This window comes from Pectobacterium actinidiae, from assembly GCF_000803315.1.
GTDB lineage: Bacteria > Pseudomonadota > Gammaproteobacteria > Enterobacterales > Enterobacteriaceae > Pectobacterium > Pectobacterium actinidiae.
Genome location: NZ_JRMH01000001.1, coordinates 3839995 through 3864096 on the forward strand (window position 1 = coordinate 3839995; position 24102 = coordinate 3864096).

The following is a 24102-nucleotide window of genomic DNA, read 5'->3' on the forward strand; positions in this document are numbered from 1 at the left end:
CAAATGCCACGTATCCAGTGGCAACACAACATCGAAAAACTGAGAAACTCAGCAAAAACGAGAGAAATTTCTTCAGCTAATTATCCACTACACTTTCAGCTGAGAATATATGGCCCTGCACGGATGCCGCGGATTTGGGCAAGCCAGATGCCGATTTGATGGTGTGCCTGAGGATAAAAAGTGACGCGCCCAGCATGAGGGGAGATCACAAAGGGATACTGTGAATCCTGCGTCAGCAATGCATTTAGCGTATCTAGCAAAACCAGAGAATGAGGTTGAAGCTCGTCAACCTGCTGGGCACTGGCCGTCTGTGGCGTCGTCAACGCAAAAGAAAGGTGGCGGATTACCGTACGAATCGCATGCTGATGCCAGTAGTCAACGCTGTAGGACGAGCGCCGATGCGCTTCTTTCAACGCAACCAGATCGGTAAGGTTCAGCGATACGTTATTCTGGCGACTAACGCTAGAGCTTGAATTAGGGAGTGAGGCGATATCCTGTGAGTCGTTCAGGCTTGTCGGCAGGCCAAAACTCGCCGCGACCATCCCTAATAAGAGATGCGGCCAGAAATAACGTCTGCCAAATTGTCGCCAACGATTTAGAATACCAATCACGAGTAACATCCACCGGAGCCAGGTCTATGCGTGATAGCCGCCCACAATCACTGGAATTTCTGTTTGATAGCGCATCTATGTCGGGTAAAGGCCCGCTACAAGATGTGCAACAGCGCGCTATCGCCTTATTAAAACTCAATCGTGCCGTACGCGGATTACTGCCAGCACCGTTGCACCCATGGTGTCGCGTCGCTAATTACCGGCAAGGTTTACTAATACTGGAAACCGCCAACGCCAGTTGGCTGATGCGGTTACGTTACGAACAACCTGCGTTGCTCTCTGCATTACGCGCACAAATACTACCATCATTGGCTTCAATCGACATCAGGATTAATCCAACGCTTGCCGCAAAAGGGCATGAAATCGTGAAAAATAGTGACATTGCAGCGACGGAAAATACCGACGACAAACCGTTGCGTCAGTTGAGTGAACAAAGTGCGGAGACATTGAGGACGTTAGCAGGCAACAGCCCGGAAAAACTCAGAAAGATATTAGAACGACTGGCTTCACTGGCCGGAGAGAGTACCAGAAAAACCAGTCGTAATAAGAAGTAACGGCTTTAAGCGTTATGCTAGCACGATAGACGGTGCTTTAAATGCCAACGGCATCTCAGCTTCGTCTTCAAATGTCACGTATTCCCACGCTTCCTGATTTGCCAGCACAGCCTGCAACAGTTTGTTGTTCAGTGCGTGTCCAGATTTAAACGCAGAAAACGCACCGATGATGTTGTGGCCACACATAAATAGGTCACCGATGGCATCCAGCATTTTATGGCGAACAAACTCATCTTCAAAACGCAGACCGTCTTCGTTCAGTACGCGGTAATCGTCAACGACGATAGCACAATCCATACTGCCGCCCAGGCACAACCCACGAGACTGCAAGTATTCGATATCGCGCATGAAGCCGAAGGTACGCGCACGGCTGATCTGGCGAACAAACGCATCAGCGGAGAAATCCAAACGATAGCGCTGGTTGCCGGCATCAATCGCCGGGTGGTTGAAGTCGATAGTGAAATCCAAACTGAAGCCGTTAAACGGTTTCATTTCGGCCCACTTGTCGCCATCTTCAACGCGAACGGACTGTTTGATGCGTACGAATTTCTTGGCACAATTCAGCTCTTCGATACCCGCATCTAACAGCAGGTAAACGAACGGGCTGGCGCTGCCATCCATAATGGGAATTTCTGGCGCGTCAACATCAATGACAATATTGTCAATGCCCAACCCTGCAAGCGCAGCGTTAAGATGCTCCACCGTAGAAATACGGACGTCATGCTCATTAACCAGGCAAGTACAGAGCATGGTATCACGCACGGATTTTGCATCAGCCGGAAAATCAACCGGGGGATTCAAGTCTGTGCGGCGATAGATGACCCCGGTATTTGCCGGTGCAGGACGCATGGTCAACGTGACCTTCTTGCCGGTATGTAACCCGACACCAGTCGCCTGAACAATACGTTTTAATGTACGTTGTTTGATCATCATTTTATCTCGCATGTTACTGAACCTACCGACCTAGTATACACCAGGCTCGGTGGCACAGTTTAGCACAAAGAGCGGAGATTCCAACGTTATCTGGCAGCAAATTAGTCTGCCTGCTTACGCAGAAACGCTGGGATATCCAGATAGTCTGGCTCTTTATTCGTCTGCGGATTCTGGTCGTTAACCACTTTGGCAGCCGGTTTTTCCTGCGCCAGTGGCGTCATACCGTGTTGCTGATAACGATGATCCATCACAGGCTGGCTGGCCTGCTTGTTCGTTACCAGAGTAATCTCAGGACGCTTGTCCATACCGATACCCGTCGCAACAACCGTTACACGCAGTTCATCATTCATTTCCGGGTCAAGCGACGTACCGATTACGACTGTCGCATTATCGGACGCGAATGCACGGATGGTATTACCTACCGTCTCGAACTCATCCAGACGCAGGTCAAAGCCCGCCGTAATGTTGACCAACACGCCACGTGCGCCGGACAGATCGATGTCTTCCAACAGTGGGCTGGAGATCGCCATTTCAGCCGCTTCTTCTGCACGGTCTTCACCACGCGCAACACCGGAACCCATCATGGCATAACCCATTTCGGACATCACGGTACGCACGTCTGCAAAGTCGACGTTCATCAGACCCGGACGCGTAATCAGCTCGGCAATACCTTGTACCGCGCCTTTCAGTACATCGTTTGCCGCGCCAAATGCATCCAGCAGGGAGATACCGCGTCCCAGAACTTTCAGCAGTTTGTCGTTTGGAATGGTGATCAGCGAGTCGACGTGCTTAGACAGCTCAGCGATACCCTGCTCCGCAAATGCCATGCGCTTTTTGCCTTCAAAGTTGAAAGGCTTGGTCACGACAGCAACGGTCAGAATACCCAAATCTTTTGCGACTTCGGCGACTACTGGCGCAGCACCTGTTCCCGTACCACCGCCCATACCGGCGGCGATAAACACCATATCAGCACCTTCCAGTGCTGAACGCAGTGCTTCGCGATCTTCTTCAGCCGAATTACGGCCAACCTCAGGGTTAGCACCTGCACCCAGACCTTTTGTGATACCGCTACCGATCTGAATAGTCTGGCCAACAGCCGTTTTACGTAATGCCTGCGCATCCGTGTTGACCGCGAAGAACTCGACGCCTTCGATGCGCTCACGCACCATGTGTTCGACGGCATTACCACCGCCGCCACCGACGCCGATGACTTTAATCACCGCGTCGTTGGTTAATTCCATTGGTTCAAACATAATTTCTCTCCGTTTGTGCCTGTAACTACGAGATCATAAACTGTGCCAGGTGATCTCTTTGATAAAATTAAAATTCTTTCCTCAACCAGCTGTTGATTCTCTTGAACCAGTTGCTCACTGAGGCACGTTTTTCGACTTCATGCTCACCACCCAGATGAGATTCTTTTCCGTAATGCAGCAACCCAACCGCCGTTGAGTAATAAGGCTCTTGGGCATAATCCGTCAGCCCTGTTATATTCATTGGTTGTCCAATACGCACCTGTGTATGGAACACACGCTGCGCACAAGCCGCCAGACCGTCTATTTGCGCGGCACCGCCCGTCAGCACAATCCCTGCCGCCAGATGGTGTTTCACGCCTTGTTGACGCAACTGCTCCTGCAACTGTAAAAGTTCATCGTTCACCAAGTTCAACAGCTCGGTGTAACGTGGTTCAATCACTTCCGCCAATGTCTGTCTTTGCAGACTGCGAGGTGGACGTCCTCCAACACTCGGGACCTCCACATTCTCATCTTTGCCGACAATCGCGCCTAATGCACAACCGTGTCGCACCTTGATCGCTTCGGCATCCGTCGGCGGCGTACCAAATGCGTAGGCAATATCGCTGGTAACCACATTGCCCGCATACGGAATCACTTTAGTGTGTCGCAATGCGCCGCCAGTATAGACAGCGATGTCCATTGTACCGCCGCCGATATCAACAACACACACGCCCAGCTCACGTTCGTCTTCAGTCAGAACCGCATAACTGGAAGCCAGCCCCGCAAAAATAAGCTGGTCAACTTTTAAGCCGCAGCGTTCAACGGCTTTAACAATGTTCTTCGCCATATCGTTATGGCAGGTTATCAGGTGGACTTTCGCCTGCATACGCACGCCGGATAAGCCAACTGGGTTTTTAATCCCTTCCTGATAATCGATCGCGTACTCCTGTGGAATCACATGGAGAACACGGTGTTCATCACGCACGCGCACGGATTTAGCGGTATGCACCACGCTTTCTACGTCGTCCTGCGTGACCTCTTCTTCTGAAATAGGCACCATCCCTATTTCATTCTGGCAGCTGATGTGTTTTCCCGAGAGCGCCAGATACACGGAAGAGATCTGGCAGTCTGCCATCAACTCAGCTTGATCAATAGCGCGCTGAACACATTTAACGACCGATTCCAGATCGTTTACGCCGCCTTTATCCATACCGCGTGACGGGCAACTGCCTACGCCAATAATATTGACCATGCCATCGGGCAGAACTTCCCCTACCAGCGCAGCCACTTTTGCTGTACCGATTTCCAGCCCAACTACCAGTTTTCTGTCCGTCGACTTGATCATTGTTGTTTAGCCTGTGCTCGTTTCTGGTTACTGTTCTGTTGCTGATCAATGTCTTATTGCTGACCAACTCGTTGCCGATCAACGTCTTGTTGATCAAGCAAGGCTGGAGCCCAGCCTATCGCAGCTCCGCTGTCGTACCGCAAGTCGACATGGCTGATGCGTTTGTTTTCACTCTGAGCCTGCCGCTGTAATAGCGGATACAACTCGATAAAGCGTTGCAGACGCTTGGCCCTATCGTCCCGCCCCAGCTCCAGGCGAGTATCATCGTCTAATCCTAGTTGCCACGAATGCCGAGCACTCATCGCAACCATTTTTAACGTAAACTTCCCGGCTGCCAGCGTCTGATTCATTGTGCGGTAGCCTTCCAACACTTCAGCCTCACTGCCTTCCGGGCCATACAGCAATGGCATCTTGCGATTACCAATACGTTCGGCGGGTACACTGAACGAATTTCCTTCCGCATCAACCATCAGTTGGTCATTCCAACGTGCTACCGGAACATATTCAACCAGATGAATCTTTAATTCGTCCGGCCACTGCTTACGCACGCTGGCCTGTTTTATCCACGACAGGCGTTCAATCTGCTGCTGGATCACGTTCACATCCTGTGTCATGAACGTTCCCGGCGCCCCCAACGACAAAATGGCCTGACGGATATCGTCGTTGGTGGTGTACTGCCTTTCTCCTGTCACTGCCATGCGGGAGAGCGGTAAACGGCTGGCATCTTTCATCCACCCCACTACCATCCAGCTTCCCCAGACGATCGTCCCTATCACCATCAGCAGGAAAATCATCCCTGCCAATTGGCCTCCATTACTGCGACGTGTTCCTTTCGTTTCAGGCTCTCGTCCGCGTGTATTCAGCGCTGCCTGCGACATATCAGCCAGCGAGCTCTAAAATTTTCACGACCAGTTGCGAGAAAGTCAGCCCACGTTGGCGCGCAGCCATAGGAACCAGGCTGTGGCTCGTCATCCCGGGAGACGTATTCACTTCAAGCAGATAGAAAGCGCCGTCGCTATCCAGCATAAAATCGACACGTCCCCATCCACGGCAGCCCACGGCACGATAAGCCGCCATAGCCAGTTCAGCTAACGCCTGCTCTTTATCGTCCGGCAAACCACTCGGGCAGAAATACTGCGTATCGTCCGACAAATACTTCGCTTCATAGTCGTAAAACGTACCCGCAGGCTGAATACGGATAGAAGGCAATACCTCGTCACCCAGAATAGCAACCGTATACTCAGGGCCGGTCAGCCATTTTTCGACCAGAACATCGTCATCGTGGCGGAATGCTTCTTCCAGTGCCGCAGGCAGCTCGCTAAGCGTGTTCACTTTGCTCATACCAACGCTGGAACCTTCACGGCTTGGCTTGACAATCAACGGCAGTCCAAGGTGGGTGAACTTTGCCAACAGCGCGTTTGCTGCCATCTCTGAATATTGTCGACGATCCAACGCCACGTAAGGCGACACGGGTAACCCGACCGCTTGCCACACCTGTTTGGTGCGGAGTTTATCCATCGTCAGCGCAGACGCCATAACGCCGCTACCGGTATAAGGCAATCCCAGGAACTCCAGGACGCCCTGCAATGTGCCATCTTCGCCACCACGACCATGTAATGCGATGAAAACCTTGGCGAAGCCTTCTTCCTTCAGCGTCGTCGCAGAGACGTCACGAGTATCAACCGCATGCGCATTGATGCCCGCCTCTTTCAGGCCAGCCAAAACCGCCTGACCGGAAAGTAACGACACTTCACGTTCGGCAGAGGTTCCACCAAGCAATACAGCAACTTTCTCAGTCATGATGTTCCTCATTCACTCATCTGCGGCTGTAATCTGGAATCAGCCAGTTTACGCGCCAATTTACCGATGTTGCCGGCACCTTGAACCAAAATAAGGTCTTCACCTCGCAGCGCCTGTGACAACAGTTCCGGTAAAGTATCCACATCCGTCACCAGAATCGGATCAATCTTACCTCTTCCGCGAATTGTACGGCACAGTGAACGGCTGTCCGCGCCCGGAATCGGCGACTCTCCAGCGGAATACACATCCAACATCAGCAGCACGTCAACCTGCGATAACACGTGCGCAAAATCATCATACAAATCGCGGGTTCGCGTATAGCGATGTGGCTGAAAAATCATGACCAATCGCTTATTCGGCCACCCGGCTCGGGCTGCTTTAATGGTGGCATCGACTTCCGTCGGATGGTGACCGTAATCATCCACCAACATCGCCGTACCGCGTTGCCCATTCACCAGTTCAAGCGGGTACTCACCGAGGAAATCGAAACGACGTCCGGTGCCCTGAAAACGCTCAAGCGCGCGCAGAATCGCCTCGTCATCAATACCCTCATCGGTCGCCACGGCAACCGCCGCCGCTGCGTTGAGCGCATTGTGACGCCCCGGCGCATTCAGCGTGACAGTGAGCAGCGGTTTATCTTTCCGCTCCAGCGTAAAATGCCCTTGCGCACCAGTCTGGTAATACCCTGAAATACGCACATCGGCATCGTCGCTAAAGCCATACGTGGTGATATGACGACCCACACGCGGCAGCAGCTCACGGATTACCGCATCATCAATACACATCACCGCTTGCCCGTAAAACGGCAGGTTGTGCAGGAAATTGATGAACGTCTGCTTCAGGTTCTCAAAATCGCCCTGATAGGTGTCCATATGGTCGGCTTCAATGTTGGTCACAATCGCCACCATCGGCTGCAAATGCAGGAAAGACGCATCGCTTTCATCTGCTTCCGCAATCAGGTAGCGGCTTGAGCCCAAACGCGCATGCGTTCCCGCCGCCTTCACTAATCCGCCATTTACAAACGTCGGATCTAATCCCGCTTCTGCGTAAATACTGGTGACCATCGCGGTTGTTGTCGTCTTGCCGTGCGTCCCCGCAATCGCAATACCGTGACGAAAACGCATCAGTTCCGCTAACATCTCGGCACGACGGATCACTGGAATACGTGCGTCATGCGCGGCGACAATCTCAGGGTTATCCGCAGTAATCGCACTCGACACCACCACCACGCTGGCGTTCAGAACGTTCTCCGCACGGTGGTGAAAATAAATCTGTGCGCCAAGTTCGCTCAACTGCTGCGTCACCGCATTCGGAGCCAGATCGGACCCGCTAATCTCATAACCTTCGTTGGCCAACACTTCGGCGATACCACCCATGCCAGCACCGCCGATGCCGACAAAGTGTATGTGCCGGACGCGATGCATCTCGGGCACGATTGAACGTAGTTTCGCCAGTTGTTGAGTATTCACTTTATTCTATCGCTACCTTGTAGCGCCGTCGTACAGCCTTGTGTCCGACAACGTTGTATTAATTAACCATGAGCCACATGTGTGACCCGACTGCCTGCCGCTGCACTGACTTCAACCGCAACCCGTTCGGTTGCATCTGGAATCGCCACTGCGCGGGCTTTTTGCGCCATTGTTAGCAAGGTTGCGCGGTCCCAACCGGACAGCACCTCACTAACAGCCTCCACGCTGAACTGTGGCTGCTCAATAATTTTTGCCGCACCTGCCTTTTCCAACGGCAGCGCATTCCAGTACTGCTGCCGATCTTTATGCTGGAAGGGGACAAACAGTGCTGGTAGCCCAGCCGCCGCAATTTCACTGACGGTTAATGCGCCGGAACGGCACACCACAACATCCGCCCAAGCGTAAGCTGCCGCCATGTCATCAATAAACTCGGTAATCTTGTGCTGCGTCTGTCCAAGATCCTGATAGGCCTGCTGAACGGTTGATAACGCGCCTTTGCCGACCTGATGCCAAATCGTCACGCGATCGCCCAGTTGTGCAGCCACGCCGGGCAGCGTTTGGTTCAGCACTCTCGCGCCCTGACTACCACCGACAACCAGCACCCTCACAGGGCCTGAGCGATCGGCTAATCGTGTTTCAGGCGTAGGTAACGCCAGTACATCGGTTCTGACCGGATTCCCCACCACATCCGCGTTGGGAAACGCGCCCGGAAATGCCTGCAATACCTTTTTTGCGATATGGGATAACCAGCGGTTGGTCAGCCCTGCAATCCCGTTCTGCTCATGCAATACGACCGGAATACCACACAGCCAGGCTGCCAAACCGCCGGGACCGGAAACGTAACCGCCCATGCCCAGCACCACATCAGGCTGGTAGCGGCGCATAATTGCCCGCGCCTGACGCACGGCCTGAAAAATACGAATCGGCGCGCTTAACTGCGCCAGAATGCCTTTACCACGCAAGCCAGAAATACGGATAAAATCAATTTCGATACCATGCTTAGGCACCAAATCGGCTTCCATACGATCCGCCGTACCTAACCAGCGAACCTGCCAGCCCTGCGCCATCAGGTGATGCGCAACCGCCAGCCCGGGGAAGACATGCCCGCCCGTACCGCCAGCCATCACCATCAAACGCTTGCCTTCGCCACTCATCGGGCACCTCTCGTAAACGCCTGCGCTTTCGTCAGACGCGTTTCAAAATCAATGCGTAACAGCAACACAATCGCCGTCGACATAATCAGCAAGCTGGAGCCGCCGTAACTGATGAGCGGCAACGTCAGCCCTTTCGTCGGTAGCATCCCCGCCGCTGCGCCTACGTTCACCAGCGTCTGGAAGCTGAACCAGACACCGATCGAACATGCCAGAAAGCCTGAAAAGCGCTGATCGATCTCCAGCGCCCGCTTCCCGATAGACATCGCGCGAAAAGCGACGAAGAATATCATTAACAACGCCAAAACCACACCGATATAGCCGAGTTCTTCACCTAAAATAGAGAAAATGAAATCGGTATGCGCTTCCGGCAGATATTCCAGTTTCTGTACTGAATTCCCCAGCCCTTGCCCCCAGAATTCACCTCGCCCAAATGCCATCAGGGACTGCGTTAACTGGTAGCCACTGCCAAACGGATCGTCCCATGGGTTCCAGAAAGACGTCACACGCCGCATACGGTAAGGTTCAGCCACAATCAACAGGCCAACGGCAAACACCCCACAGCCGATAATCGCCAGAAACTGCCACATCTTGGCGCCCGCCAGAAACAACATCGCCAGCGTCGTAATAAACAGCACAACCACGGTACCGAGGTCAGGCTGCGCTAGCAACAGAACCGCCAGTACCACCATCACGCCCATCGGTTTGCAAAAACCCCAGAAGTTATTTCGTACTTCTTCAACTTTGCGCACCATGTAACTGGACAGGTAGCAAAACAGCGCCAGCTTGGATAATTCCGCAGGCTGAATACGCAATGGCCCTAGCGAAATCCAGCGTGATGCACCGTTGACCGAGCTTCCCACCGCGAGCACCACCAACAACATAACCATGGCGAGCAGTAGCAGCACTGGGCTATAACGTTGCCATATCTCCATCGGGACACGCAGCGTGATTAACGACAGGCCAAATGCCAACCCCAGATAAATCGCATCACGCTTCGCGAACAGGAATGGGTCGCTGGCAAGACGCTGCCCAACAGGCATAGAAGCCGAGGTCACCATCACAAAACCAATCACGGCCAGCCCAAGCGTCAACCACACCAACGTTCTGTCATACAGAACAATACTGAGCGTATCGCTTTCGCGCGTTCCCATAACCCAGCTCTTGATGCGTTCGATAAACGCCAGCCCGAAGAACCGCATTAGCCTAACTCCTCCGCCAGACGAGCGAATTCATCGCCTCGCTGTTCAAAACTGCGGAACTGATCCAAACTGGCGCAGGCTGGCGACAGCAACACCATATCGCCTGGCTTAACGCGTTCGGCGATGATGCGCATTGCCTGTTCCATCGTTTCTGTCTGCTCGGCAATTTCTGGACGCAGCGCAGCCAGCTGCTGACCATCCTGACCGAAGCAATACAAATGAATGTGCTCGCCCTGCAAATACGGCACCAGCGGCGAGAAATCGGCAGATTTACCGTCACCGCCTAACAGCAAGTGCAGCGTGCCTTCTACCGCCAAGCCGCTCAATGCCGCCTCAGTGCTGCCCACATTGGTCGCTTTAGAATCATTGATCCACCGCACGCCGTTACGCTCAAAGGCCATTTGAAAACGATGAGGCAGCCCGGTAAAGGACGTCAACGCCGTCAGCGCAGACGAACGTGGAATTTTCACAGCATCAGCCAGCGCCAGCGCTGCCAATGCGTTTGTATAATTGTGCTGCCCGACAAGTTTGATTTCACGGGTATTGAGCACACGTTCACCGTCCACCCGCAGCCAGGTTTCCCCCTGCTGACGGTTGAGATGATAATCGCCGACATCAACCCCAAAACTGCGACAACGAGCATCTGCACCGCGAACCGGCATGGTCAGCGCATCATCAGCATTCACAACACACAAATCCGCGTGCTCATAAATACGCAATTTCGCCGCCCGATACTGCTGTAGACCAAACGGGTAACGGTTGGTGTGATCTTCCGTCACGTTCAGAATGGTTGCCGCTGCGGCGTGCAGGCTACGCGTCGTTTCCAACTGGAAACTCGACAGCTCCAACACATAAAGCTGAGCAGGCTGTTCGAGCAGTTGCAGCGCAGGCAGGCCAATGTTGCCACCGACGCCCACCTGCCAGCCCGCAGCTCGTGCCATTTCACCGACCAGCGTCGTCACCGTGCTTTTACCGTTAGAACCGGTAATCGCCACAATCGGTGCCTGCGCTTCACGGCAGAACAATTCGATATCGCCAACGATCTCAATGCCAGCATCGGCGGCGTCACACAAAATCGGTGTCGCCAATGCCACACCTGGGCTGGCGACGATCAAATCCGCACTCAACAGCCAGTCTTCATTCAGGCTACCGAGGTGTCGTTCTACCTGCTCGGGCAGCTTATCCAGACCCGGCGGACTGATACGGGTATCCACCACGCGTGGTACGACACCACGCGCGAGAAAGAAATCAACACAGGAGAGCCCGGTCAGACCCAACCCGATAATGACGACTTTTTTACCCTGATAGTCCACCATGTCTTACCGTACCTTCAGCGTTGCCAGGCCAATCAGCACCAGCATCAACGAAATAATCCAGAAGCGCACAATCACACGCGGTTCCGGCCAGCCCTTAAGTTCATAATGATGATGAATTGGCGCCATGCGGAAGATCCGCTGCCCGCGCAACTTAAAGGACCCGACTTGCAAAATCACCGACAGCGTTTCAACGACGAAAACACCGCCCATAATCACTAACAAAAACTCCTGACGCAGCAGGACCGCGATAGTCCCCAACGCGCCGCCCAGTGCCAGAGAACCTACGTCTCCCATGAAGACCTGCGCCGGATAGGTGTTAAACCACAGGAATCCAAGCCCCGCGCCCACAATCGCGGTACAGACGATCACCAGCTCACTGGCATGACGGATATACGGAATATGCAGATAACCGGCAAAATTCATGTTGCCCGTTGCCCATGCAACCAGCGCAAAGCCAGCGGCAACAAATACAGTCGGCATGATTGCCAAGCCATCCAGACCATCCGTCAGGTTTACGGCATTACTGGTGCCGACAATCACAAAGTAGGCCAGCGCAACATAGAGCAGACCCAATTGTGGCATTACGTCTTTGAAAAACGGCACAACCAACTGCGTGGCTGGCGTATCTTTACCGATGGCATACATAGTGAAAGCCACCACGAGCGCAATCACTGACTGCCAAAAATATTTCCAGCGGGCAATCAGCCCCTTGGTATCTTTACGGACCACTTTGCGGTAGTCATCAACAAAACCGACCGCGCCATAGCCTGCTAACACCAGAAGTACGCACCAGACATATGGGTTCGACAGATTCGCCCACATCAAAACGGAAACGATGATCGCAGCCAGGATCATCACGCCCCCCATCGTCGGGGTACCGCGCTTACTGAAATGTGATTCTGGCCCTTCGTTACGCACAACCTGCCCGATCTGCAAACGCTGCAACCAGGCAATCATATGTGGTCCCATCCATAGGGAAATAACCAATGCGGTCAGCAGGCTGACAATGGCGCGGAACGTCAAATAAGAAAAGACGTTAAAGCCGGTATAAAGTTTGGCCAAATGTTCGGCCAGCCATACTAACATTGAGCATTCTCCTGTAATGCATGTACAACCTGCTCCATCGCAGCACTGCGTGAGCCTTTAACCAATACGCTGATGACGTTATGTTCTGACATCAGTACCTTCAAACGTGAAACCAGTGCAGCTTTGTCCTGAAAATGCTCACCATTGCCACTGGCAGTGCCGATCAATTCACTCAATGTTCCCACACTTAATACGCGATCAATACCCGCAGCACGCGCCGCTTCGCCCACTTGACGATGGCACTCAGGGGCTTCATCCCCTAGCTCGCCCATATCACCAACGACCATCACGCGGTAGCCCGGCATTTCAGCCAATACCTGTGCCGCCGCCGTCATCGAGCCCACATTCGCGTTGTAGCTGTCATCCAGCAGCAGCTTGCCCTCAGACAACGCAATCGGAAATAACCGCCCCGGCACCGCCTGAAGCTGAGATAATCCAGATTTAACGGCTTCCAGCGTCGCGCCGACGGACATCGCCAGAGAAGCCGCTGCCAGTGCGTTCGACACATTATGTCGACCGGGTAAAGGCAGCAGAACCTGCGTTTCGCCGAATGGCGTGTGAAGCGTGAAACGCGTACCTTGTGCCAAAACGTCTACGTCGCTGGCAAAAAAATCGATGTCGCAAGCGGCCTGCGGCGAGAAACGCCACACGGTTTTATGCTTAACCATGACCTGCCAATGCGGGAAATCGTTGCTATCCGCATTCACAATCGCCACACCGTCTACTGGCAAACCAGCAAAAATCTCACCTTTCGCCTGCGCCACACCCGCCAGAGAGCCAAACCCTTCCAGATGCGCAGCGGCCAGGTTATTGACCAGTGCGCTTTCCGGCCGCACCAAATCCGTGGTATAGGCAATCTCACCAATGTGATTTGCCCCGAGTTCAATCACCGCAAACTGGTGTTCCGCCGTCAGGCGTAGCAGCGTTAACGGCACACCGATATCGTTATTGAAGTTACCGGCGGTATACAACACAGAGCCGCACTGGCGCAGAATCGACGCCGTCATCTCTTTAACCGACGTTTTGCCGGAAGAGCCAGTCAATGCGACAACACGCGCCGTTGACTGCTGGCGAACCCAGGCACCCAATTGTCCCAACGCCAAACGCGTATCACTCACCAACAATTGCGGTACATCGATAGGTAAGTGCTTACTGACTAAAAGAGCCGACGCACCGCCTTTCACCGCATCAGCAGCGTAGTCATGTGCATCAAATTTCTCGCCTTTCAGCGCGACAAACAAACAGCCAGATGCCAGCTTACGTGTATCGGTCGAAACATCTTCAATATCAATGTTTTCACCAATCAACTGCGCATTCAGCACCGTGGCAAGCTGCTGCAAGGAGACGCGAATCATGCAATCACCTCCAGCAGGCGGGCAACGGTAATACGATCGGAATAATCAAGACGCTGATTACCAACCAGTTGGTAGTCTTCATGACCTTTGCCTGCAACCAGCACCACGTCATTTTCCTGAGCCTGCATGATGGCGCTGGTCACTGCCTCAGCACGTCCGTGAATCACCTGAACCCGTCCGGCGTCCAGCAGGCCAGAGAGAATATCGGCAACGATCGCCTGAGGCTCTTCACTGCGCGGGTTATCATCAGTCACCACAACGCGGTCGGCCAGCTGTTCTGCGATGCCGCCCATGAGTGGGCGCTTACCTTTATCGCGATCGCCGCCGCAGCCAAACACGCACCAGAGTTTCCCCTGACAGTGCAAACGCGCCGCTTCAAGCGCTTTTTCCAGCGCGTCTGGCGTGTGAGCGTAATCTACAACGACCGTTGGTTTTCCTTCAGCATGGAAAACCTCCATGCGGCCACATACAGGCTGCAGTTGAGATCCCGCGATGACCAATTTGTCGAGCGGATAACCGAGAGACAGCAACGTTGCCAGCGCCAGCAGCATATTGCTAACGTTAAACGCCCCCATCAGGCGACTGTCAATTTCGCCGTGTCCCCAGCTTGAATCAAACGCAATCGTGGCACCGTTGTCGTGATAATCAATCTGTGTCGCTTTCAGCCAGCGCCCACGGCAGCCGGGAACCAGCTTGTTTTCCATTGTTACAGCAACCGCATCCGGCAGCTTCGCCAACCAGCGCAGACCAACCTCATCATCAGCATTGATAATCATCTGACCAACGCGATGCTCGGCAAACAACGCCCATTTAGCCGCTTCATAGCTTTCCATATCGCCATGATAATCAAGATGATCGCGACTCAGGTTAGTGAACACTGCCGCCGCAAACGGCAACGCCGCCACACGATGCTGCACCAGCCCGTGGGAGGAGACTTCCATTGCGGCAAATGTCGCACCTTGCTCTACCAGTTGGCTTAACACCTGCTGAACATCGACAGCGGAACCCGTCGTATTCTCTGTCGGGATCGCCCGACCCAATAGGCCATTGCCTACCGTACCCATCACCGCACTCGTTTCGCCTAGTGCCTGGCTCCACTGCGCCAGAAGTTGGGTCGTTGTCGTTTTTCCGTTGGTTCCCGTTACGCCAATCAGCTGTAACTTTTCCGCCGGCTGCTGATAAAAATGACCCGCCAGCGCGGAAAGCCGCTGGTTCAAGTTGCTGAGATACACCACAGGCACACCGTGCATTTCGCGAACGGTGCCATCAGCGGCCTCACCTTCTGCTTCGGCAACAATCGCTGCTACGCCTTGCGCAATTGCCTGCGGAATATAGCGCCGTCCATCTGCTTTGTGCCCGACAATCGCGACAAACAGATCCCCGGCAGCCGCAACGCGGCTGTCTAATGTCATTTCCCGCAGCGCTCGCGCCGGAGTGTCTTGCACCCACGGCGCAAGTAAATCGCGCAAATTACGATCTGCCACCTGATCCCTCTTCTCTATTAATTACGAACTCGTTTTTTTCGCCCGTCGGCAACGCATCCGGTTCGATATTCATCGTACGCAAAACGCCGCCCATGATGGCGCCAAAGATTGGCGCAGAAACCGCGCCGCCGTAGTATTTCCCTGCCTGCGGATCGTTAATCACGACAACCAGAGCAAAACGTGGGTTGCTGGCTGGCGCCACACCCGCCGTGTAGGCAATATATTTGTTGATGTATTTGCCATCTGGGCCAACTTTCTTGGCCGTACCGGTTTTAATCGCGATACGGTAACCTTTGATGGCCGCCTTGGTACCGCCGCCGCCAGGCAGCGCCACACTTTCCATCATATGCACCACGGAACGCACCAGCGCTTCAGAAAAGACACGCTCGCCGGGAACCGGTGGATCAACTTTAGTGATCGACAGTGGACGGTAAATACCGAAACTGCCAATCGTGGCGTAGACTCGCGCTAACTGTAACGGTGTTACCATCAGCCCGTAGCCGAAAGAAAAGGTGGCCCTCTCTATGTCAGACCACCGTTGTTTTTGAGGGTATAAGCCACTGCTTTCTCCGACCAACCCCAAATTGGTCGCTTTTCCTAATCCAAAACGCGCATAAGTATCTAGCAGCGCAGAGGAAGGCATCGCTAACGCCAGTCTGGAAACACCGACGTTACTCGATTTCTGCAACACGCCCGTCAGCGTCAATTCGCTGTAGCGCGCCACGTCTTTGATTTCATGCCCATTAACGTAGTAAGGCAGCGTATTGAGCACGCTATTTTCTTTAACGACACCGCGCTGCAACGCCGTCATCACCACCATCGGTTTCACCGTAGAACCCGGCTCGAAGATATCGGTGATGGCGCGGTTACGCATAATCTCTTTCGGCGTATCGGCCAGATTATTCGGGTTATAAGACGGGCTATTCGCCATCGCCAGCACTTCGCCTGTATTTACATCGACCAATACAGCCGTTCCCGATTCAGCTTTGTTAAAAGCAACCGCATTGTTGAGTTCACGGTACACCAGCGCCTGCAAACGCTCATCAATACTGAGCGCAAGATTATGTGCAGCCTGACTGTCAACGGAGGAGATATCTTCAATCACGCGGCCAAACCGATCTTTACGCACGGTACGTTCACCGGGTTGCCCGGTCAGCCAGCGGTCAAAACTTTTCTCTACCCCTTCAATACCCTGCCCATCGATATTGGTGAAGCCAATGAGGTGAGAGGTCACTTGTCCAGAGGGATAGTACCGGCGAGACTCCTGCCGTAGATTAATACCCGGCAACTTCAGTTTATGGACGTATTCACCGATAGCCGGATTCACCTGACGCGCCAGGTAAACGAAGCGCCCTTTAGGATTAGCATTAATCTTCGTTGCTAACTGATCCAACGGGATATCGAGCGCATCGGAAAGTGCTTTCCAGCGCGTATCCAACGTAATACCGCCACGTTCGTTCACTTCTTTCGGATCGGCCCAGACGGCATTCACTGGCACGCTGACGGCAAGAGGACGACCAGCACGATCGCTTATCATGCCGCGCGCCGTTGGCACTTCCTGCACGCGTAGGGAACGCATATCCCCCTCGCGCACCAGCTTGTCTGGATTGATGACCTGAAGATAAGCCGCACGAGCCATCAAGCCAACCATCGCAAGCAGGATACAGCCGCAAAGCAACGCAAAACGCCAGCTAACAAAGCTGGCTTGATCTTCCTGGCGCTTTAACTTTCCTGTACGGGCTGCTTTCATGCTTAGCTGGTTGCCTATTTAGTTCATTGCTTAACCACAATGTTTTCCTGTGACGGATCAACATGCCCCATTTGCAGTTTTTCCGTCGCGATCCGCTCTACGCGGCTATGATCCCCGAGTGAGTTTTCCTCCAGGATCAGGTTTCTCCATTCGATATCCAACGCATCTCGCTCCAGCAAAAGCTGTTCGCGTTCTGCCGTCAGCAGACGTGTCTTATGCGCCGTTGTGACCACAAAGACCGCAGAAACCAACACGGCAACCATCAGCAACACCGGAAGCTTTGCATTACGCAGCAAGTCCTCACCGATGACGCCGACCAGCGTATGCCGCTCGTTACCGATCACGCTGGCAGTCTCTCAGCGAAGCGCAGAACCGAACTGCGCGCACGTGGGTTTTCTGCAACTTCCGCTTCCGAAGGCATCAGTTTCTTGCCGACAGCTTTTAACGTCTGTCCGCCCTGGCTACGCAGTTGCTCTTCCGTTAACGGCAAGCCCGCTGGCACTTGTGGCCCACGGCTCTGATGGCGAATAAACCGTTTCACAATCCGATCTTCTAACGAGTGGAAGCTGATCACCGACAGACGACCCTGTGGAGCCAGTACGCTCAGTGCGCCTTCTAATGCACGTTCGATCTCTTCCAGTTCGCTATTGATGTAAATGCGTATCGCTTGAAAACTGCGCGTTGCCGGATGCTTATGCTTTTCTCTAATCGGGCTGGCGGCAGCGATCAATTCAGCGAGTTCTTTTGTCCGCGTCATCGGATCGAGACGATTGCGCTCTACAATCGCGCGAGCAATACGCTTGGCAAAACGCTCTTCGCCGAATGTTTTCAAGACCCAGACAATGTCGTCTGCTTCTGCTTTCATCAGCCATTCAGCCGCGGACAAGCCACGCGTCGGATCCATACGCATATCCAGTGGGCCATCACGCATAAATGAGAACCCACGTTCAGGGTCATCAAGCTGAGGAGAAGAAACGCCAAGATCGAGCAGAACACCATCGATCTGCCCGGTCAGTCCGAGTTCCGCCACATACTCCGCTATCGCGGAAAACGGCCCATGAATAATAGAGAAACGAGGATCGTCAATCGCCTTGGCGGCTTCAATCGCCTGAGGATCGCGATCGATAGCTAACAGGCGTCCTTCCGGCCCCAGATGGGAAAGAATCAGACGAGAATGACCACCACGGCCAAATGTGCCGTCGATGTATATGCCGCCGCTGCGAATGTTCAGGCCATTCACTGCCTCATCCAACAGGACGGTGGTATGTTTATAATTTTCCAGCATGACTATAGCGATAGGTCCTGCAACCGCTCAGACAAGGGTTCCTGAGTCGATTGTTCAGCGTCAATATCATCCCTGACCTGTTGATACCAAGTCTGTTCATCCCACAGTTCAAACTTGTTGAACTGCCCGACTAGCATCACTTCTTTTTTGAGGTCCGCATGCTGCCTTAACGTATTCGCAATCAACAAACGCCCTGCACTATCCATTTGGCACTCGCTGGCATGCCCCAATAACAAACGCTGAACACGACGTTCAGCAGGGTTCATGCTCGATAAGCGCGACAGTTTTTGTTCAATAATTTCCCATTCAGGTAAGGGATAAAGCAGCAGGCATGGCTGATGCAGGTCAATGGTGCAAACCATTTGACCTTGCGATTCCCCGTTCAGCATTTCCCGATATCGGGTAGGCACAGCAAGGCGCCCTTTACTGTCGAGGTTAACCAGCGTAGCCCCACGAAACATACCTGAGTTACCCCTCCATAACCTTTTTCACCACTTTACCCCACAAAATCCCACCTTTAAGAGTGTACGGAGGGTATGAAAACCTTGTCAAGCCAGAGCTGGCGCGCGTTGGGATTATTCCTGAATGAATTGGGGCCGTCATAGAGGTAAAAGGAATAAGGAGTCAGAATTAACAAAGATTAACACCATGATAATTTGAGAGAAATTCATAGCGAAATGGGAACATTGCAAACATATAGCTACTAATTCCGACATATCGATTATTTTTACTGTCACACGCTGATACCAAAGACAGCGGTTTTCGGAATAGTCTTACCAAGCCGAACACCTTGAATACCAAGGCCTGAACGAGCCCACAGGATCATACCGCAGCGGTTAACCATTGCTCAATGTCACATTTTTAACATCAACATCACCGATTCTTCATTAATCAGCCGATTTACGTTAATTATGCCCTCTGCCGGCGAATACGGTTTCCTGAAAAGAAAAGCAGGCTCAGGAAACGGACCAAATAAATTGAGCGTACCCGCCCTCAAAGACGTATTAAAATGGGGCACCACAAGCAACCCTGTCTTATCGGTCATCTACTCACTTCCTTTAATGCTTTAACGCAATTCCTTCCCTCGCAGAAAGTCCTCTTTCCCAAAAGATCATAATCAATTGTTTTTAAATAATTTTAAATCTCTCGTCGCGATAAAAAAACGGGAAAGTTACCGGACAGACATAAAGTAGCGGGAAAGTATAAAAAACGTTCAAAAATAAATATTTTTAGCTAGTACAAAGCCAATCAATCAGTGATGTAAACTACGCAAATCAAATAAGGCACAACAAAAAACCACACAAAACCATTACACCAGTTTATCCGCCCTAAGAATGGAGCAACCAGGAATGTTTTCCCCGACGTCACGATTGCGAAGTGCCACCGCAGATACCTTTGCGCTCGTTGTCTATTGTTTCATCACTGGCATGGCGATAGAAATCATGCTTTCCGGTATGAGCGTCGAGCAATCGCTGTCTTCACGTTTGTTGTCTATTCCCGTCAATATTGCCATTGCCTGGCCGTACGGACTGTATCGCGATCGCGTGCTGAATATGGCCAGACGTCACGGTGGCGATCATTTTCTGGTGCGCAGCGTTGCCGATCTGTTTGCCTATGTCAGTTTCCAATCTCCTGTTTACGCCATTATTCTCTGGTCTATCGGAGCGAATCCTGCGCAAATCCTGACCGCAGTCACCAGTAATCTGGTGGTGTCGATGGTAACAGGCGTGATATACGGCTATTTTCTGGAATATTGCCGTCGGCTATTCCGGGTCGCATTGCCATAAAAGCGAATGGAAATGAAGTAGTGAATTGAGATTGAGCAAAGAAGAAGCGCCATAGTCACTATGGCGCAGAAATGCAGACAGAGATTACACGCGGCTCAGTGAACCACGACGGTACAGATTACGTCGGATACGATTCAAACCAGGCTTCGGCCTTTTCGGTTCATCCAGACTGGCCAGCACCAGCTCCAGTACGCGCTCAGCGACTTCACGATGGCGCTGAGCGACAGACAATACTGGGCATTCCAGATAATCCAACAGCTCATTGTCCCCAAAGGTCGCGATAGCCAGATTATTCGGCAAACGCCCGTTAATCTTCAGATTGACGTCCATCACTCCCTGCAATAGCGGGAATGAAGTGGTGAATAACGCTTCGGGCATAGGGTTATTTTTCAAATAATCCATAAACGCGGCGGCAGCGGCTACACGCTCATAGCTATTGGAATAAAGATATTTCACTTCACGCGGATCGCTCGCCCACGCCTGCCGGAACCCCTGCTCACGCAGGAAACTGACGGAAAGCTCAGGGAGGGCACCAAGATACAGTACCGATTTCGCCGGCACTTTCCTTAATTCCTGCGCCAGCATTTCAGCATCTTCAAGATCGGCTCCAACCACGCTGGTGAAATGCTCACGATCTAACGCCCTGTCTAACGCAATAATCGGCAGACTGCCATTGATCCAACGTTGATAAAACGGGTGCTCCGGCGGTAATGCGGTAGAAACGATAATCGCATCAACCTGGCGCTGTAACAGATGCTCAATACACCGCATCTCGTTGTCCGGTTGATCTTCGGAACACGCAATTAATAGCTGGTAGCCGCGCTGTCTGGCCTGACGCTCCAGATAATTAGCGATGCGCGTATAGCTGGTATTTTCCAAATCGGGAATAACCAAACCAATTGAACGCGTGCGCCCGGCACGTAATCCAGCCGCGACGGCGTTGGGATGATAATTGTGCTCCCTGACGACAGCCATAACTTTCTCAACGGTCTTATCGCTGACGCGATATTGTTTCGCTTTCCCGTTAATGACATAGCTGGCTGTCGTGCGTGAAACACCCGCAAGACGCGCGATTTCATCCAGTTTCACGGTAACCCCTTAGTAGGCCGGAAAATAAGTAGGCCGGCTCAATAAATAATGTGATGACCATAAAATCATCATGGATATGGCGTAGATCTAACAGCAGAAGCTTTTGTACGGCAACTGCTTTTATCACGTTACCCACATATTTCAAGCTGCCATGTCAATAATGGACGTCTTTTAAGCTGAATATATTGCGTCTATATAAGATAAGGGAAATAAAAAGGCCCGATACTATTATCGGGCCTCTCAAAAGAAAAAGCAGCGAAAAGTCGATTAACGCATGATTTTATCGCCGCGCGATACGCCGACAATACCAGAGCGCGCCACTTCAACAATTTCGGACACTTCACGCACGGCACTGAGGAATGCATCCAGCTTATCACTGGTGCCAGCAAGCTGTACGGTATAAAGCGAGGCGGTGACATCCACGATCTGACCGCGGAAAATATCGGCGCAGCGTTTCACCTCTTCACGACCATAGCCTGTAGCCTGTAGCTTCACCAGCATGATCTCACGCTCAACATGCGCTCCCTGACCCAGTTCACTGACGCGCAGGACATCCACCAGCTTGTGCAGTTGTTTTTCGATCTGCTCCAGCACTTTCTCGTCGCCTACCGTCTGGATAGTCATACGAGATAGCGTTGGATCTTCGGTTGGCGCGACCGTCAGGCTTTCGATGTTGTAGCCGCGCTGTGAAAACAGGCCGACGACACGTGACAAGGCGCCTGATTCATTCTCAAGTAATACTGATAAAATCCGCCGCATGATCAGGTCCTCTCCGTTTTGCTCAACCACATTTCGTCCATCGCCCCGCCGCGAATCTGCATGGGATAAACATGCTCGCTGCTGTCGATGTTAATATCAACAAACACCAGACGATCTTTCTGCGCCAGCGCTTGCAACAGCTTACTTTCCAGTTCGTCCGGCGTATCGATAGAAATCCCGACGTGACCGTACGCTTCAGCCAGCTTGACGAAATCCGGTAGCGATTCCATATAAGAACTGGAATGGCGGCCAGAGTAGATCATGTCTTGCCACTGCTTCACCATGCCAAGGAAACGGTTGTTCAGGTTAATCACTACAACGGGCAAATCATATTGCAGCGCCGTAGAAAGCTCCTGAATATTCATCTGAATACTGCCGTCGCCCGTGACGCAAATGACCGTTTCTTCCGGCAACGCGAGCTTGATACCCAATGCCGCAGGCAAGCCAAAGCCCATCGTACCCAACCCACCGGAGTTCACCCAGCGGCGCGGTAAATCAAACGGATAATACAGCGCGGCAAACATCTGGTGCTGGCCGACGTCCGATGCCACATAGGCTTTGCCTTCCGTCAGTCGGTGCAGCGTTTCAATCACCGCCTGCGGTTTAATCTTGTCGCTTTCGGTGCTGTATTTCAGGCAGTGACGCCCACGCCACTGCTCGATACCCTGCCACCAGTCGCGCAACGCATCAAACTGCTGCGGTGCGCCGTCTTGTTCCAGTAGCTCCAGCATCAGGCTTAGCACCTGTTTAGCATCGCCAACGATAGGGATATCGGCATTTACCGTTTTGGAAATCGACGCGGGATCGATATCAATATGCAATACCGTCGCATTCGGACAGTACTTCGCCAGATTGTTCGTCGTACGGTCGTCAAAGCGCACCCCTACGGCGAAAATCACATCAGCGTGATGCATTGCCATGTTGGCTTCATACGTCCCGTGCATCCCCAACATGCCAAGGCATTGGCGGTGCGTTCCGGGAAAACCGCCCAACCCCATCAGAGACGTTGTGACTGGCAGGTTAAGTTTTTCCGCCAGCGTCAGCAGTTCTTCGTGGCACTCCGCGTTAATCACCCCACCGCCGCTGTAGATAATCGGTTTTTTTGCCGCCAACAGGGTTTGCAGCGCGCGACGAATCTGCCCTTTGTGCCCTTGAACCGTTGGGTTATAAGAACGCATACTGACACTTTCGGGATAAACGTACGGCAGCTTATTCGCCGGGTTCATGACGTCTTTCGGCAGATCGACCACCACAGGCCCGGGACGGCCGGTTGATGCCAGATAAAACGCTTTTTTCAGGATTGTCGGGACATCTTCCGCTTTCTTGACCAGAAAACTGTGCTTAACGATAGGCCGGGAAATCCCCACCGTGTCGCACTCCTGAAAGGAATCATAGCCAATCAGCGAAGTGGCAACCTGACCGGACAACACCACCATAGGAATGGAGTCCATATACGCAGTAGCGATACCAGTAATGGCGTTGGTCGCACCGGGACCAGACGTGACCAGCACGACGCCGACTTCACCCGTCGCACGCGCATAGCCATCAGCCATATGTACCGCACCTTGCTCATGCCGCACCAAAATATGCTCAATACCGCCAACCGTATGCAGGGCGTCGTAAATATCCAGCACCGCACCGCCCGGATAACCGAACACATGTTTTACGCCCTGATCGATCAACGATCGGACCACCATTTCGGCGCCTGACAACATCTCCATGGGTCTGCCTCTTTTGTTCAGAAAGCGGAATCCGCTTCTGTATTGACCGGGGAAAATCCCCGCGCTTGCGTTGTGTTAATACTGTTAATTTTACGAAATATTATAGGGATTGCTAATAACCCATTAACATAACGCCAGATTATGACGCAGACAAACGGCAAAAAACCACCGCC

23 protein-coding genes are annotated in these 24102 nt (G+C 52.7%); 2 read left to right on the top strand and 21 right to left on the bottom strand.

Annotated features, from left to right (window positions below):
- Positions 1-95: 95 nt before the first annotated feature.
- The gene (gene secM, locus KKH3_RS16525; RefSeq protein WP_181939659.1) at positions 96-611 is read right to left on the bottom strand and encodes a secA translation cis-regulator SecM; all 516 of its coding nucleotides are present in this window, start codon (positions 609-611) and stop codon (positions 96-98) included.
- A 26-nt stretch (positions 612-637) separates the two neighbouring features.
- Between secM and KKH3_RS16530 the strand changes: the two genes are divergently transcribed.
- The gene (locus tag KKH3_RS16530; protein WP_039361567.1) at positions 638-1165 is read left to right on the top strand and encodes a DUF721 domain-containing protein; all 528 of its coding nucleotides are present in this window, start codon (positions 638-640) and stop codon (positions 1163-1165) included.
- A gap of 12 nt (positions 1166-1177) precedes the next feature.
- Here KKH3_RS16530 and lpxC read toward each other — a convergent pair whose 3' ends face one another.
- From lpxC to KKH3_RS16615, 17 genes are all read right to left on the bottom strand, one after another.
- Entirely contained in the window at positions 1178-2095 is a 918-nt protein-coding gene (gene lpxC, locus KKH3_RS16535) for a UDP-3-O-acyl-N-acetylglucosamine deacetylase (protein WP_039295256.1), read from the bottom strand.
- 104 nt (positions 2096-2199) lie between these two features.
- Positions 2200-3351 carry a cell division protein FtsZ gene (gene ftsZ / locus KKH3_RS16540; RefSeq protein ID WP_005975217.1) on the bottom strand — a complete coding sequence of 384 codons (1152 nt, stop codon included), beginning with the start codon at positions 3349-3351 and terminating at the stop codon, positions 2200-2202.
- 67 nt (positions 3352-3418) lie between these two features.
- Entirely contained in the window at positions 3419-4675 is a 1257-nt protein-coding gene (gene ftsA, locus KKH3_RS16545) for a cell division protein FtsA (RefSeq protein ID WP_010298002.1), read from the bottom strand.
- A gap of 53 nt (positions 4676-4728) precedes the next feature.
- Positions 4729-5553 (bottom strand): cell division protein FtsQ, encoded by an 825-nt coding sequence (gene ftsQ / locus KKH3_RS16550; RefSeq protein WP_039361569.1) that lies wholly within the window; start codon positions 5551-5553, stop codon positions 4729-4731.
- Between the two features lies 1 nt (position 5554).
- Complete coding sequence (locus tag KKH3_RS16555) at positions 5555-6475, bottom strand: D-alanine--D-alanine ligase (protein WP_039361571.1); 921 nt, start codon at positions 6473-6475, stop codon at positions 5555-5557.
- An 8-nt stretch (positions 6476-6483) separates the two neighbouring features.
- On the bottom strand, positions 6484-7944 hold the full coding sequence (murC, locus tag KKH3_RS16560; protein ID WP_039361573.1) for a UDP-N-acetylmuramate--L-alanine ligase: 1461 nt from the start codon (positions 7942-7944) through the stop codon (positions 6484-6486).
- 62 nt (positions 7945-8006) lie between these two features.
- Entirely contained in the window at positions 8007-9098 is a 1092-nt protein-coding gene (murG, locus tag KKH3_RS16565; protein WP_039361574.1) for an undecaprenyldiphospho-muramoylpentapeptide beta-N-acetylglucosaminyltransferase, read from the bottom strand.
- Positions 9095-10297, bottom strand: coding sequence for a cell division protein FtsW (gene ftsW / locus KKH3_RS16570; protein WP_039361576.1), 1203 nt, complete (start codon positions 10295-10297; stop codon positions 9095-9097). Before ftsW ends, murG begins: the two co-directional genes overlap by 4 nt.
- Positions 10297-11613 (bottom strand): UDP-N-acetylmuramoyl-L-alanine--D-glutamate ligase, encoded by a 1317-nt coding sequence (murD, locus tag KKH3_RS16575; RefSeq protein ID WP_039361578.1) that lies wholly within the window; start codon positions 11611-11613, stop codon positions 10297-10299. Before murD ends, ftsW begins: the two co-directional genes overlap by 1 nt.
- Positions 11614-11616: 3 nt before the next feature.
- Entirely contained in the window at positions 11617-12699 is a 1083-nt protein-coding gene (mraY, locus tag KKH3_RS16580) for a phospho-N-acetylmuramoyl-pentapeptide-transferase (RefSeq protein WP_039361580.1), read from the bottom strand.
- A complete protein-coding gene (gene murF, locus KKH3_RS16585; RefSeq protein ID WP_039361582.1) occupies positions 12693-14054 on the bottom strand; it encodes a UDP-N-acetylmuramoyl-tripeptide--D-alanyl-D-alanine ligase in 1362 nt (453 codons plus the stop codon). Before murF ends, mraY begins: the two co-directional genes overlap by 7 nt.
- Entirely contained in the window at positions 14051-15538 is a 1488-nt protein-coding gene (gene murE / locus KKH3_RS16590) for a UDP-N-acetylmuramoyl-L-alanyl-D-glutamate--2,6-diaminopimelate ligase (RefSeq protein ID WP_039361583.1), read from the bottom strand. The genes murF and murE overlap by 4 nt, the downstream gene beginning before the upstream one ends.
- On the bottom strand, positions 15525-17288 hold the full coding sequence (locus KKH3_RS16595) for a peptidoglycan glycosyltransferase FtsI (RefSeq protein ID WP_039361585.1): 1764 nt from the start codon (positions 17286-17288) through the stop codon (positions 15525-15527). Before KKH3_RS16595 ends, murE begins: the two co-directional genes overlap by 14 nt.
- A 23-nt stretch (positions 17289-17311) precedes the next feature.
- Complete coding sequence (gene ftsL / locus KKH3_RS16600; RefSeq protein ID WP_010298037.1) at positions 17312-17632, bottom strand: cell division protein FtsL; 321 nt, start codon at positions 17630-17632, stop codon at positions 17312-17314.
- Positions 17629-18573 (bottom strand): 16S rRNA (cytosine(1402)-N(4))-methyltransferase RsmH, encoded by a 945-nt coding sequence (gene rsmH, locus KKH3_RS16605; RefSeq protein WP_039361587.1) that lies wholly within the window; start codon positions 18571-18573, stop codon positions 17629-17631. Before rsmH ends, ftsL begins: the two co-directional genes overlap by 4 nt.
- A 2-nt stretch (positions 18574-18575) precedes the next feature.
- Positions 18576-19034 (bottom strand): division/cell wall cluster transcriptional repressor MraZ, encoded by a 459-nt coding sequence (mraZ, locus tag KKH3_RS16610; protein ID WP_010298042.1) that lies wholly within the window; start codon positions 19032-19034, stop codon positions 18576-18578.
- Positions 19035-19426: 392 nt separating this feature from the next.
- The gene (locus KKH3_RS16615; protein WP_039361589.1) at positions 19427-19618 is read right to left on the bottom strand and encodes a hypothetical protein; all 192 of its coding nucleotides are present in this window, start codon (positions 19616-19618) and stop codon (positions 19427-19429) included.
- A gap of 304 nt (positions 19619-19922) precedes the next feature.
- Here KKH3_RS16615 and KKH3_RS16620 point away from each other — a divergent pair, with 304 nt between their 5' ends.
- Positions 19923-20360 carry an L-alanine exporter AlaE gene (locus tag KKH3_RS16620; RefSeq protein ID WP_010298045.1) on the top strand — a complete coding sequence of 146 codons (438 nt, stop codon included), beginning with the start codon at positions 19923-19925 and terminating at the stop codon, positions 20358-20360.
- Positions 20361-20444: 84 nt separating this feature from the next.
- Here the strand turns inward: KKH3_RS16620 and cra are convergent, their stop codons facing one another.
- The 3 genes from cra to ilvI form a co-directional block, all read right to left on the bottom strand.
- Complete coding sequence (gene cra, locus KKH3_RS16625) at positions 20445-21449, bottom strand: catabolite repressor/activator (protein WP_039361590.1); 1005 nt, start codon at positions 21447-21449, stop codon at positions 20445-20447.
- Positions 21450-21716: 267 nt separating this feature from the next.
- A complete protein-coding gene (gene ilvN, locus KKH3_RS16630) occupies positions 21717-22208 on the bottom strand; it encodes an acetolactate synthase small subunit (RefSeq protein ID WP_010681718.1) in 492 nt (163 codons plus the stop codon).
- A gap of 2 nt (positions 22209-22210) precedes the next feature.
- A complete protein-coding gene (gene ilvI, locus KKH3_RS16635; RefSeq protein ID WP_039361592.1) occupies positions 22211-23929 on the bottom strand; it encodes an acetolactate synthase 3 large subunit in 1719 nt (572 codons plus the stop codon).
- Between the last annotated feature and the right edge of the window lie 173 nt (positions 23930-24102).

What these genes read in the sequence shown, in the direction of transcription:
- KKH3_RS16530 (WP_039361567.1), top strand. Translation starts at nt 638, where the DNA reads ATGCGTGATAGCCGCCCACAATCACTGGAATTTCTGTTTGATAGCGCA.
- lpxC (WP_039295256.1), bottom strand. Translation starts at nt 2,095, where the DNA reads ATGATCAAACAACGTACATTAAAACGTATTGTTCAGGCGACTGGTGTC.
- ftsZ (WP_005975217.1), bottom strand. Translation starts at nt 3,351, where the DNA reads ATGTTTGAACCAATGGAATTAACCAACGACGCGGTGATTAAAGTCATC.
- ftsA (WP_010298002.1), bottom strand. Translation starts at nt 4,675, where the DNA reads ATGATCAAGTCGACGGACAGAAAACTGGTAGTTGGGCTGGAAATCGGT.
- ftsQ (WP_039361569.1), bottom strand. Translation starts at nt 5,553, where the DNA reads ATGTCGCAGGCAGCGCTGAATACACGCGGACGAGAGCCTGAAACGAAA.
- KKH3_RS16555 (WP_039361571.1), bottom strand. Translation starts at nt 6,475, where the DNA reads ATGACTGAGAAAGTTGCTGTATTGCTTGGTGGAACCTCTGCCGAACGT.
- murG (WP_039361574.1), bottom strand. Translation starts at nt 9,098, where the DNA reads ATGAGTGGCGAAGGCAAGCGTTTGATGGTGATGGCTGGCGGTACGGGC.
- ftsW (WP_039361576.1), bottom strand. Translation starts at nt 10,297, where the DNA reads ATGCGGTTCTTCGGGCTGGCGTTTATCGAACGCATCAAGAGCTGGGTT.
- murD (WP_039361578.1), bottom strand. Translation starts at nt 11,613, where the DNA reads ATGGTGGACTATCAGGGTAAAAAAGTCGTCATTATCGGGTTGGGTCTG.
- mraY (WP_039361580.1), bottom strand. Translation starts at nt 12,699, where the DNA reads ATGTTAGTATGGCTGGCCGAACATTTGGCCAAACTTTATACCGGCTTT.
- murF (WP_039361582.1), bottom strand. Translation starts at nt 14,054, where the DNA reads ATGATTCGCGTCTCCTTGCAGCAGCTTGCCACGGTGCTGAATGCGCAG.
- KKH3_RS16595 (WP_039361585.1), bottom strand. Translation starts at nt 17,288, where the DNA reads ATGAAAGCAGCCCGTACAGGAAAGTTAAAGCGCCAGGAAGATCAAGCC.
- rsmH (WP_039361587.1), bottom strand. Translation starts at nt 18,573, where the DNA reads ATGCTGGAAAATTATAAACATACCACCGTCCTGTTGGATGAGGCAGTG.
- mraZ (WP_010298042.1), bottom strand. Translation starts at nt 19,034, where the DNA reads ATGTTTCGTGGGGCTACGCTGGTTAACCTCGACAGTAAAGGGCGCCTT.
- KKH3_RS16615 (WP_039361589.1), bottom strand. Translation starts at nt 19,618, where the DNA reads ATGACCGATAAGACAGGGTTGCTTGTGGTGCCCCATTTTAATACGTCT.
- KKH3_RS16620 (WP_010298045.1), top strand. Translation starts at nt 19,923, where the DNA reads ATGTTTTCCCCGACGTCACGATTGCGAAGTGCCACCGCAGATACCTTT.
- ilvN (WP_010681718.1), bottom strand. Translation starts at nt 22,208, where the DNA reads ATGCGGCGGATTTTATCAGTATTACTTGAGAATGAATCAGGCGCCTTG.
- ilvI (WP_039361592.1), bottom strand. Translation starts at nt 23,929, where the DNA reads ATGGAGATGTTGTCAGGCGCCGAAATGGTGGTCCGATCGTTGATCGAT.